Annotated in this window: 11 protein-coding genes; 5 read left to right on the plus strand and 6 right to left on the minus strand. The window is 37.9% G+C overall.

Annotated features, from left to right (window positions below; translation table 11 throughout):
• Positions 1-19: 19 nt before the first annotated feature.
• On the minus strand, positions 20-532 hold the full coding sequence (gene lolA / locus CDOM16188_RS03915) for a LolA-like outer membrane lipoprotein chaperone (protein ID WP_172199170.1): 513 nt from the start codon (positions 530-532) through the stop codon (positions 20-22).
• Positions 533-621: 89 nt separating this feature from the next.
• Here lolA and secA point away from each other — a divergent pair, with 89 nt between their 5' ends.
• Both secA and CDOM16188_RS03925 read left to right on the plus strand, forming a co-directional pair.
• A complete protein-coding gene (gene secA / locus CDOM16188_RS03920; RefSeq protein WP_172199189.1) occupies positions 622-3225 on the plus strand; it encodes a preprotein translocase subunit SecA in 2604 nt (867 codons plus the stop codon).
• Between the two features lie 82 nt (positions 3226-3307).
• Positions 3308-4504 carry an ABC transporter permease gene (locus tag CDOM16188_RS03925; protein ID WP_172199192.1) on the plus strand — a complete coding sequence of 399 codons (1197 nt, stop codon included), beginning with the start codon at positions 3308-3310 and terminating at the stop codon, positions 4502-4504.
• Between the two features lie 14 nt (positions 4505-4518).
• Here CDOM16188_RS03925 and CDOM16188_RS03930 read toward each other — a convergent pair whose 3' ends face one another.
• From CDOM16188_RS03930 to CDOM16188_RS03940, 3 genes are all read right to left on the minus strand, one after another.
• Positions 4519-5760: an ArsS family sensor histidine kinase gene (locus CDOM16188_RS03930; protein WP_169941462.1), complete on the minus strand. Its 1242-nt coding sequence runs from the start codon at positions 5758-5760 to the stop codon at positions 4519-4521.
• A gap of 12 nt (positions 5761-5772) precedes the next feature.
• Entirely contained in the window at positions 5773-6450 is a 678-nt protein-coding gene (locus tag CDOM16188_RS03935; protein ID WP_172199195.1) for a response regulator transcription factor, read from the minus strand.
• Positions 6451-6548: 98 nt separating this feature from the next.
• Positions 6549-7952 (minus strand): Do family serine endopeptidase, encoded by a 1404-nt coding sequence (locus CDOM16188_RS03940; RefSeq protein WP_172199198.1) that lies wholly within the window; start codon positions 7950-7952, stop codon positions 6549-6551.
• A 183-nt stretch (positions 7953-8135) separates the two neighbouring features.
• Between CDOM16188_RS03940 and CDOM16188_RS03945 the strand changes: the two genes are divergently transcribed.
• From CDOM16188_RS03945 to CDOM16188_RS03955, 3 genes are all read left to right on the plus strand, one after another.
• The gene (locus CDOM16188_RS03945) at positions 8136-9041 is read left to right on the plus strand and encodes a DnaJ C-terminal domain-containing protein (protein WP_172199201.1); all 906 of its coding nucleotides are present in this window, start codon (positions 8136-8138) and stop codon (positions 9039-9041) included.
• Between the two features lies 1 nt (position 9042).
• Positions 9043-9429 (plus strand): helix-turn-helix transcriptional regulator, encoded by a 387-nt coding sequence (locus CDOM16188_RS03950; RefSeq protein WP_172199204.1) that lies wholly within the window; start codon positions 9043-9045, stop codon positions 9427-9429.
• Positions 9430-9570: 141 nt separating this feature from the next.
• Complete coding sequence (locus CDOM16188_RS03955) at positions 9571-11025, plus strand: potassium/proton antiporter (RefSeq protein ID WP_172199207.1); 1455 nt, start codon at positions 9571-9573, stop codon at positions 11023-11025.
• On the opposite strand, the gene CDOM16188_RS03960 is transcribed toward CDOM16188_RS03955, so the two are convergent.
• Positions 11022-11669: a hypothetical protein gene (locus CDOM16188_RS03960; RefSeq protein WP_172199210.1), complete on the minus strand. Its 648-nt coding sequence runs from the start codon at positions 11667-11669 to the stop codon at positions 11022-11024. The genes CDOM16188_RS03955 and CDOM16188_RS03960 overlap by 4 nt on opposite strands.
• Before the next feature lie 156 nt (positions 11670-11825).
• The gene (locus CDOM16188_RS11465) at positions 11826-11906 is read right to left on the minus strand and encodes a PLP-dependent transferase (RefSeq protein ID WP_172199404.1); all 81 of its coding nucleotides are present in this window, start codon (positions 11904-11906) and stop codon (positions 11826-11828) included.

Below are 11906 nucleotides of genomic sequence, written 5' to 3' on the forward strand. Positions count from 1 at the left end.
TGCTCGCCAAATTTGAAATTTATTGATTTATGACGTCGTAAAATGAAGGGATGACAGGAGTTAGTATCTCTTCGCTTATGACCTCATTTTTTTTTGCATCTTCAAATATGATTTTTATCTTGTTGCCAAGCTTGTCTTGGTAGTCGATTCTTGTAGGAAGCTCGTTTTTAATTGCTATAAAATACTCTATGCCGTCAAATTCGGCTTTATATAAGTCGTCTTTGATACGAGTGGCTTTTTTAAGGATATTGGCTAAATTTGGAGTATTTTCAAGGCGTGATATGATAGCTTGCTCAAGCTCATCTTCGATAACTACTACGCGGTTTTTATCAAAGTAAATTTTCTTTGGAGTGGGTTTGTCGTATATCCAAAGCGCTTTGTTGTCGTCTCTTGCATAAAATTTGCCATGATACTCGATATTTGATTCGTTGCTTGTAACGGTTTGCACAAAGTCGCTTTCAAGAGTTTTAAAGCTTAAAGAATTCGCCAAAACAACGCCACATAGCGATAAGATAGCTGTTATTTTTCTCATTATTTTTTCCTTTTGGCGGGAATTGTAGCTAAGTTTAATTAAACAAATGGTAAAATCTTAGCTTTATAAATAACTAACAAGGCGGATAGATGATAAGTAGCATTATGCAAAAAATCTTCGGAACCAAAAATGATCGAGAGGTCAAGAAATACGCAAAAAGAGTTAAGGACATAAACGCACTTGAGCCAAAATATCAGGCTATGAGCGACGATGAGCTAAAATCTAGCTTTAACGAGTTAAGAGAGGCGATAAAAAGCGGCTCAAAGAGCATGGATGATGTGCTAAACGATGTCTTTGCTATCGTTAGGGAGGTTGGAAAAAGAACTCTTAATATGCGTCATTTTGACGTTCAGCTCATCGGCGGTATGGTTCTTCATGAGGGCAAGATAGCCGAGATGAAGACGGGTGAGGGTAAGACTTTGGTTGCGACTTTGCCTGTGGTGCTAAACGCTATGAGTGGCAAGGGTGTGCATGTAGTTACGGTAAATGACTATCTTGCCAAGCGTGATGCTACGCAAATGGGTGAAATTTATAACTTTTTAGGCCTTAGCGTTGGCGTAGTGCTTTCGGGTCAATATGATGATGAGGCAAGAAAGGCCGCTTACGGCTCTGATATAACATACGGCACGAACAACGAATTTGGCTTTGACTATCTGCGCGATAATATGAAAATGGAATTTAAAGACAAGGTTCAGCGCGAGCATAACTTCGTAATCGTCGATGAGGTGGATAGTATCTTAATCGACGAGGCAAGAACTCCGCTTATCATTTCGGGTCCTACAAATAGAACCCTTGACGGATACGTCAAGGCGAACGAGGTCGCTAAGGCGCTAACCAGAGGTGTGGCACCCGAAACTCCGCAAGAAAAGGCTACGGGAGATTTTGTAGTAGATGAAAAAAACCGCACCATAGCTATAACCGAAGAGGGCATTAGCAAGGCTGAAAAATTATTTGGAGTAGAGAATTTATACAACCTTGAAAACGCCATCTTAAGCCATCATCTTGATCAGGCTCTTAAGGCGCATAATCTATTTGAAAAAGACGTTCACTACGTCGTGCGCGATAGCGAAGTCGTGATAGTTGACGAATTTACAGGACGTCTTAGTGAGGGAAGGCGCTTTAGCGAGGGGCTTCATCAGGCTCTTGAGGCAAAGGAGGGCGTTAAAATTCAAGAGGAGAGCCAAACGCTTGCCGATATAACCTTCCAAAACTACTTTAGGCTTTATAGCAAACTTTCAGGCATGACGGGAACTGCGCAAACGGAAGCTACGGAATTTGCTCAAATTTATAAGCTTGACGTTGTATCAATCCCTACAAATGTACCTGTTGTAAGGGTTGATCATAATGACTTAATTTACAAAACTCAAGATGAGAAATTTAAGGCGGTTATTGCCGAGATCAAAAAAGCTCACGATAAAGGTCAGCCTGTGCTTGTGGGAACAGCTTCTATCGAGCGAAGCGAACTGCTTCACTCCATGCTTGTAAAAGAAAAGATCCCCCACTCGGTGCTAAACGCTAAAAATCACGAAAAAGAAGCTCAAATCATAGCCGAAGCCGGTGCCAAAGGAGCCGTAACCATAGCCACAAACATGGCGGGTCGCGGTGTGGATATCCGTATAAACGATGAGGTTAGAGCGCTTGGCGGACTATATATCATAGGCACCGAAAGGCATGAGAGCAGACGTATAGATAACCAGCTAAGAGGTCGCTCGGGTCGTCAAGGAGATCCGGGAGTGAGCCGTTTTTATCTAAGCTTAGAGGATAATTTGCTGAGAATTTTCGGAAGCGATCGTATAAAAAGTATTATGGATAGGCTCGGTATAGAAGAGGGCGAAAGTATAGACTCAAAGATGGTAACTCGTGCCGTTGAAAACGCACAAAAGAAAGTAGAAAATCTGCATTTTGAAGCCAGAAAACATATCTTGGAATTTGACGATGTAGCAAATGAACAAAGAAAGACGGTTTATAAATTTAGAAACGAGCTGCTTGATCCGGAATTTGATATAAGCGAAAAGATTAAGCAAAATAGAGACGAATTCGTAATAAATCTACTTGATCAGGCTGAAATTTTCCCTGAAGTCTTAAAGAGTGAATTTAATCTTAACAGGCTTGTTTCGATACTCGCAGAAAACGGCTTGGGAGTTGATGAAGGCGAGTTAAGAGAGCTTGATTATAAAGATTTGGCTCAAATAATAACCGATAAATTTGAAGCTCAATATAACGAAAAAATGAGCGTGCTTGAAGAGTCGCAAAGAAAGTATCTTGAAAAAGTGCTTTGCTTGCAGGTCGTTGATACGGCTTGGAGAGAGCATTTATATCAAATGGATATCTTAAAAACAGGTATCGGGCTTCGCGGCTATAACCAAAAAGATCCGCTAACCGAATATAAAAAAGAGAGCTTTAATCTCTTTATGGAGCTTGTATCTCGCATCAAATTTGAAGGAATTAAAATTCTAAATGCCGTTAGGCTAAAAAATGCCGAAGAGATCGAGGCTGAGCAACAAGCTTTAAGAGCTATGCAAGAAGAGCAAAACGCCCAGCTTAAATACTCAAACGAGGAGCAAGAGGATAAAAAACAAGAGGTAAGAGCTAAAAAAATTCCTCGCAATGAGCCTTGCCCTTGCGGAAGCGGTAAAAAATACAAAGAGTGCTGCGGCAAGAGCGGTCCTAAAAAAGGAGCCTTTGCGGGCTGATATATAGATATTTTCAAGGAAAGCTTTAAGGCTGTCTTGGAAATTTGATAAATTTGCTTTGTAAAATAAATATGGAAGATTCATGAGTGTGGTAAAATATCTGCTATTTAAATACCTTCGTTTCGATAAAAGCCAGCCTTTTATAACGCTTTGTGCGATTTTGGCGTTTCTTGGCGTGAGTGTCGGCCTTATGGTGCTGATAATCGCCATGGCTTTAATGAACGGCTTTGATAAGGAATTTGAACGCAAACTTTTTACCATGAACTATCCTATTACTATCCTTTCTCATATTCGCGGCAATATCGACGATAGTGATGTTGAGCAGCTTAAGGCTAAATTTCCTCATCTTAAATTTAGCCCTTATATAATGACTCAAGTTATCATCAAAAACAGCGGAAGCTTTGATGGAGGGATACTTTTTGGCGTAAATTCTAAGGCTGAAAAGACGATAAATTCGGTAGTAAAAGAGGCCCTTGGGCAAAAAGAGCTTAGCGGATACGAGTTGCTTGTAGGAAGCGGCATAAAGAGTGATTTTGTATTAAGCGGAGCCGATAAGCTAACTCTTATATTTACTAAAAATGATCCAAGCGGCTTTGCTCTCATACCGAAAATGAAGCGATTTGACGTAAATGCAAGCTTTAATTCGGGACTTGTGGCTTATGATAAAAGCTATCTTTATACATCGGTTGAGGCTCTGCGTAAAATTTTAGACTACGAAGAGGGTAGGTATGACGGAATTCACGTCTACTCGGATAAGCCTTTTGTCGACATCGAAAATATAGCAAAAGAGCTTCCTTTTTCTATGAGAGCTATCGGCTGGTGGCAGCAAAACGGAAACTTTTTCTCGGCGCTAGCGCTTGAAAAAAGAGCGCTTTTTATCGTGCTTATGCTGATTATTCTTGTGGCTTCGCTTAACATAATAAGCTCGCTTTTGATGACTGTGATGAATCGTCGTCAAGAAATCGCACTTCTACTCTCTCTTGGGGCTAGTAAAAACGAGATAAAAAAGAGCTTTTTTGCGCTTGGCGTTACTATAGGCGGAAGCGGAATTGTCTTTGGCGTGATACTTGGGTTGTTTGGAGTTTGGTTGCTTGGTAGCTTTGATATTATAAATTTACCTGCCGATGTTTATGGCGATAGTAAGCTACCTATGGAGCTTTCGGCGGTTGATTTTATCTCTATAGTCGTAGGAGCGATCTTTATAGTAGCGCTTTCATCATATTATCCTGCCAAAAAAGCAGCTCAGATAAACGTGCTTGAAACACTTAGAAACGAATGAGATAAATTTTCTTTTTAACTAGATCTTATATTTTCTAAATTTTCAAAACTAAAGATATTTAGGCTGTTTTTGTATGTGTATGCTAAATTTAACTTATGCGCTCTTAGGATGTTATCCACTATGTAAAGGCCAAGACCAAAGCTTTTTTGCGCATCCTCGCCTTTGGTAAAAGGCTCTATGTAGTGAGCCAGTTCTTGCTTAAGGGGCTCGCCTTTGTTGATAAATTTAATACTTCCTTTGTTTATCGTGATGTTTACATGTTTGTCGGGTGAATACTTTAACGCATTATCTATCATGTTTTTAACTGCGATTGCAAAGAGTTTGAAGTCCACATTTATACTAAAATCATCAAGCTTGTTTATAGTTACACTCTCTTTTTCGACTATCGCGATATCAAGCGCTTCATCTATAATGTCATCAATCAGGCAAATTTTAGTATTGTTTAGCGCGATGTTTGATGTGACTTGCTCGACTGCTGCAAATTCGTTTATCAGGCTTTCAAGCTTTTGAAATACTGCAACAAGGCGCTCTTGATTTTTATCTTTTTGTATCATTTCAGCAGTGATTCGTCCTTTTGTTATAGGGGTTTTAAGCTCGTGCATTATGTTTCTTAAAAAAAGTTTGCGCGAGTTGTTTAGGCTTTTTATTTGTGAGACTGCATCATAAAATGCCTCTGCAACTTCTGAAATTTCATCTTTTCCGCTACTTACGTTTTTTATCTTATCTATCTCGCCTTTAGCGAAAATGTCTATTTGTCTTTTTAGTTTTCTAAGCGGCTTTAGTTTTTTAATAACAAACACATAAGCAGCAAGTAGTATGAGCGCAACCAGTATAAATATAATTTTTATAATGTCGTAACGATATGGCTGATAGTCGCTATCTTTTAGCAACAAAATTTTATCTATATGCTGAATTTTAAGATAGTGGTGTTTGTCATAAAGCATGATTGCGCTTGAGCCGATATCTGCTGAAATTTCTTCTAAAACCATCGCGTTTTTTAAAATTTCTTCCTTTTGAGTATCGTTGGTTATCTCAGGCATATTTATGCCCTCAAGTTGCCTATCGTACTCTTTTTCATTTATTATCCCGCTCATGTAAAAGAGAGTGTTTCTGGCAATTGTAGAGTATTTTGCGTTTAATTCTCTGGTGTAGTTTTGCTTATCATAATCCATCAGCCACAAAAAGGCTAAGAATATGCTCGTAAGCGCTAGGATAAATATAAAAGTGATAGTGTAAAATACCGATGAGCGTTTCATTGGAGCCTAAATTTATTGTATCAGCTTATATCCGATCCCACGAATCGCATGTATATATGTAGGCTCTTTTGGATTTTCGCCAAGCTTTGCTCTTATCCTTCCGATTATGACATCTATACTTTTGTTTGAGGAGTCTTCGTTTATGCTGTTGCAGTTGTATATAAGCTCTTCACGAGTTATGGCGCCTCCTTCTTTTTTGATGAGGTATTTAAGAATGTCATATTCTGCCGCGGTTAAATTTAAAGCCTCTCCTTTAAATGTTATAGTATGCTCAAAGTCGTTTAATACAAGGTCTTTAGGTGCTATTTTCTTCTCTTGAGAGACAGACACGCTTTGGCGCCTTAAGTGACTTTTGATACGAGCTAACAGCTCTTGCGGATCATATGGCTTTGGTAGATAGTCATCAGCCCCATTATCTAGAGCATTTACTTTGTCCGTTATATCGTGTCTTGCGCTTGATATTATTATAGGTATGTCATGTCTTTTTCTTATCTCTTTACAAACTTCAAGCCCGTCAAGACCCGGAAGAGTAAGATCAAGTATAACAAGATCAAATTTGCCTGTATTTAAAGTGGAAAGCCCTATATAAGGCTCTTCTGCGGTGGTTACTTTTATGTCGTAATTTTCTAGGTATTCGGTTAGGATTTCAGCCAGTTCAAAATCATCTTCAATCATTAAAATTTCTACCATAATATCTTCCTAGCTTGTAATTAATTTAGCCCGATTATAGCAGATTTTGATAAATGTTACAAAAAAGAGCAGGGCGCAAATTTAAGCGCCCTTAAGAATTATTTTATAACGAGCCCTTGTATTATGCCACCTCTATTAACCCAAACGAGAGTTTTTTTGTTTTTTGAATTTGATAAGGCTTTGTTGAAATCATCAATGTTTTTAATATTTTCTTCGCCTATTTGTATGATGATATCACCCTTTTTAAATCCAAATTTATCGGCTTTTGAGTCAGTTTTGATATCAGTTACCAGTACGCCTACTATATCTTGAGGAATTTTATATTTGTATCTGATATCATCGGTTATTGATGCAACGCTAAGTCCTTCGATCGATGAAGTTCCTTTTGTGTCGGTGGTTTGTTGCATATTTACAAGCTTTATTTTAGTAGATTCTATCTTGCCGGAGCGCTCGTAATTTACGGTTATCTCCTTATCAGGAGCAAGAGAGCCTATGATATTTTTTAGATCGTTTGCGTTTTTAACTCTCTTATCATCTATTTGTATTACTAGATCGCCTCGTTTAAGTCCTGCGGCATCGGCAGGAAGACCTTTTTCTACGCTACTTATAAGAGCGCCTTCTTTGTTTTTATATATCTCTTTTTGCTCGGTTGTTAAATTTGCTATCATAACGCCGATGTATCCGCGCTCTATCTTACCGTCTTCTATAAGCTTTTTGGCTATTTCTTTGGTCATATTTGAAGGAATCGCAAATCCTATGCCGTTGTTACCGCCGCTTCTTGATAAGATAGCTGAATTTATACCGACTAAAGCCCCGCGACTATCCACAAGTGCGCCTCCTGAATTGCCGGGGTTTATAGAAGCGTCCGTTTGTATGAAATTTTCGTATTGGTTTAGTCCGATATTGTCTTTATTAAGACCTGAAATGATGCCTTGAGTGATACTTCCGCCGACTCCGAACGGATTTCCTATGGCAAATACTATATCGCCTTCCATTATCTTAGATGAGTCAGCTATCTTGATGGCTTTTAAATTTTTAGCGTCTATTTTTATGATTGCAAGGTCGGTTTTTGGGTCTGTACCTATAACTTTTGCTTTGTACTCTTGATCGTCTTCAAGCAAGGTTACTACTATCTCATCACTATCTTCGATCACGTGGTTGTTTGTAACTATATATCCGTCATTTGAGATGATAACGCCAGAGCCTAAAGATGTGGTTTTTTGTTTATCTTGAGGAATTCTAAAGTTAAAGCCGAAAAAATCTCTAAAAAACGGATCGTTAAACATCTGATCTATGCCGTTATCTACCGTAGATGTCTTTGTAGTCGAGATATTTACAACCGATTTTTTGGCTTCTGATATTGAGCTATTATATGAGAGGATTACGCCTTGAGTTTCTTCAGGATTTACTCTTGTCGCATCATCTCTTGCTTCATTAAATGTTATCGTAGTAGCAAATAAAGAACAAGCTGCCACCAGAGATATTGCTAATATCTTTTTCATTTTTATGTGCGTCCTTTACATTGTTTAAATTTTAAAGTGAAATTATAAAATAACCCGCTTAACGCAAAGTTAATACTTTAATTATAGGTTTGATGAATTGTAAATTTCTCTAAGCTTGATTGACATAGACTAAAGTTTTATGCTACAATTTTTATAAAATTAATTAAACATAAGGATAACAAGATGAGTAGTAGTCTTTATGATACGCTTGGCATCTCAAAGAGTGCGTCAAGTGAAGAGATAAAAAAGGCTTACAGAAGACTGGCTAGAAAATACCATCCTGACATTAACAAAGACGCAGGCGCTGAGGATAAATTTAAAGAGATAAATGCCGCTTATGAAATTTTAAGCGATGATAAAAAACGAGTGCAGTATGACCAATATGGCGATGCGATGTTTGGCGGTCAAAATTTCCATGATTTTGCAAGCAGCTCTGCTAATATGGGCGATCTTAACGAAATTTTAAGAAATATCTTTAGCGGCGGGTTTGGTAGTGCGGCAGGAGGCTTTAGTAGCTTTTCTCGCGGCGGGTTTAGCGGATTTTCAAGCAGTGATTTTGATGGTGGGTTTGGCGGTTTTGCTCAGGATCTGGATATAAAAGCAAGAGTTAATATACCATTTGAAGTCGCGGTTTTAGGCGGAGAGCATAGGATAAATTTAAACGGTGAAAGCTTAAAAATCAAAATTCCAAACGGTATAAACGACGGCGAGAAGCTTCGCATAAAAGGCAAAGGTAAAACTTCTAAGAACGCGGGCACCGGCGATCTTATATTGACCGTAAGTGTGGATGAAAGCAGTGAGTATGAAAGAGATGGCGACGATCTTTATAAAGATGTTGAAATTCCGCTTAAGATAATGCTTTTTGGCGGCAAATTCGCTGTTTCTACATTGCAAAAAGATGTTACGATAAAGATAGCTGAAAACTCAAAAACAGGACAAAAGATCAGACTCAAAGGATATGGAGTAAAAAACCGCAAGAGCGGGCTTTATGGAGATTTGTACCTAAGAGCCAGAGTGGGGCTTCCTGATGTAAATTCGCTTGATGAAAATTTGATACAACTTATGAAAGAAAAACTTCCGGAGAGATAAAATGCGTGGATATGATGAACCGGTTTATTTGATAAGCGTAGTGGCAAAAGTGCTTAGTATACACCCTCAAACCTTGCGTCAATACGAGCGTGAGGGGCTTGTAGAGCCTTCAAGAACGGATGGGCGAATGAGGCTTTATTCTGAAAAGGATTTAGACAGAATCAAGATGATACTTCGCTTAACGCGTGATTTGGGCGTAAATTTAGCAGGCGTTGATATCATCCTTCAGCTAAAAGAGCAGCTTGATCAGTTCGAGCAAACCGTGGATGAGATGAGAGGCGAGATAGAACGACTCTCAAGCGCAGGAAGTGTGCCGTCTAAAAAAGCTCTGGTAAAGCGCAAAAACAGCTTTGATCTTATCTTTTATGAAGAAAAGGATAAAATTTAAATAAAATAAGCTTGCTTTTGCTATAATTTTTATAGCAAAAGCCTATTATGAGCGGGCTTATATATAAGACTAAGAGTTGAAATTTGATTTATAAATAATTAAATTTAAAGTTCAAATTTGAGTATAGTTACGGGGTGAGAGTTGGAAAATTTTTTGCTATTTTTTGCTATTTTGTTGATAGCTAGTATCGTATTTAGCAAAATTTCAGATAAATTCGGTATCCCGTCACTTATAGTATTTCTTGCCGTCGGTATGCTAGCTGGATCTGACGGGTTGCTTGGGATTGAATTTAGCAACCAAAAAGTAGCACAAGATGTGGGCACCATAGCACTTATATTTATACTTTATGCAGGTGGGCTTGATACGAAATTTAAAGCCATAAAGCCTGTCATGCTAAATGGCATAATCCTTGCTACAATCGGCGTTGCGCTAACTGCTAGCGGCGTTGCCGTGATAGTGAAATATCTGCTTGATTTTTCGTGGATGGAGGCGTTTTTATTTGGCGCGATTATCTCTTCAACCGACGCTGCAGCGGTATTTGCCATCTTAAAGGCTAAGGAAATTTCGCTTAAAAACAATCTAGGACCGCTACTTGAGCTAGAATCAGGTTCAAACGACCCGATGGCGATATTTTTAACCATGACTATTATTCAAATGATATCGCTTGCGACCATACCTGCACCTGCTGATGTAGCGCTTGTCTTGCTTGAGCAGTTTTTGCTGGGTGGAGTTATGGGATATATATTTGGGGTGCTGATGCCTGCTATTTTTAACAGGCTAAGGCTTGAATACTGGGGGCTGTATCCCGTTTTTTCCATAGCTTGGGTCCTGCTTCTTTACACTCTTGCGGTCAAAGTCGGAGGAAACGGCTTTTTGGCGGTTTATATCGCAGGAATTTTCATAAATAAAAAAGAATTTGCACATAAGAAAAATTTAGTAGGTTTTCACGACGGTATCGCTTGGACGATGCAGATAGTTGTGTTTCTTACGCTAGGGCTTCTTGTATTTCCTTCGGCATTGCCGTCGGTTGCCCTTATGGGGTTTGTTATAGCGCTTTGGATTATGTTTATCGCGCGCCCGATAGGAGTTTTTATCTCGCTTATGTTTTCAAGATACGCGATACGAGAAAAGATATTTATCTCTTGGGTCGGGCTTCGCGGAGTAGTTCCCATAGTGCTTGCGACATATCCTTACGGAAGCAAACTACCAAATGCCGAGCTTATCTTTAATACTATATTTTTTATCGTTCTTATTTCTATAGTAATCCAAGGAACTACGCTTGAATTTGTAGCTAAAAAATGCGGAGTAGAGGATGATAGCGAAAAAGCAGAAGATATAGAAGCGTCGAATTTACCTATCTTTTATCAGACTTTAAGGCAGCATACTATCCATTTTGGCTCTGAGATCATCGAAAAAAACCTAGCCGAGCTTGAGTTGCCGAGCGATTTTCTTATCCTGCTTATCAAACGCAAGGGCGAATACATCAAGCCTACGGGCTCATCGGTGTTTGAAGAGGGTGATTTATTGCTCATTCAATGCGAAGATGAAAACAAATACAACGAAATTCTAAAAACTTATTTTGTTCCGCAGAATTAGAATTTTGATATAGTTTTTGTATTATTATTTAGTAGGCTATCTTTCAAAATTTGCTTTATTTCATAGTTGTATTTAAGTAATCCGGTTTTGACATAGCCACAAGATAAACCACCGCTAGTTCCGGATATTTCTCTTTGAATACTTGATAAAATCAGTGAATTTGGGCAGTGTATGTTATAAATTTTAGCTATTATTTTAGTTGCGTTTGTGTCTTTGTAAACATTAATAGAATTAATTTTTTGCGTAAATTTAAAATCACTTTGATTGTTTGAAGATTTTACATACATACTTTCCAAATCGCTTATAGTAAAATTATTATCAACTACAACAATTTCATAGTCTTTGCTAATATTGCATTTGTACTCGTATATGCTACTATTTATAATATCAACAAAGCTTGTAGCGATTAATATTGTGGCTAATATCAAAGTAGTGCTGTTATTAAATTTGGCTTGTCTTTTTTGTATTATCTTTATAAAAATTGGTATTAATAGTATAGAAACTAGAAGTGAAACGCTAGATATAATTAGGTATAGTAGTATTAACACAGTTTTTATGATATTGCTAAAATTTGACACATAAATTTGATTTATCACTACAGCCCAAGCAAAAGAAATTATAAGTATTAAAACAATAGCTAACATTTACACTCTTTCATTTTTAGCGATGTGTATCGATTGGATATTTGATAAAACTTAAGAAACAGTTTTCAGCTTATAAAAAATTATAGCTTGTTTTTGAGAGTCAATTGAAGAATTGGCTAAGAGTGAGAGAGCCTAAACTCTCTCATAAATTTAAGCTTACGATTCTAAAACTTGTTTTAGATCTTCGATCAAATCATTTGCATCCTCTATACCTATGCTTAGGCGGATAAGCTTCAC

The organism is Campylobacter sp. RM16188 (assembly GCF_012978795.1).
Lineage (GTDB): Bacteria > Campylobacterota > Campylobacteria > Campylobacterales > Campylobacteraceae > Campylobacter_A > Campylobacter_A canis.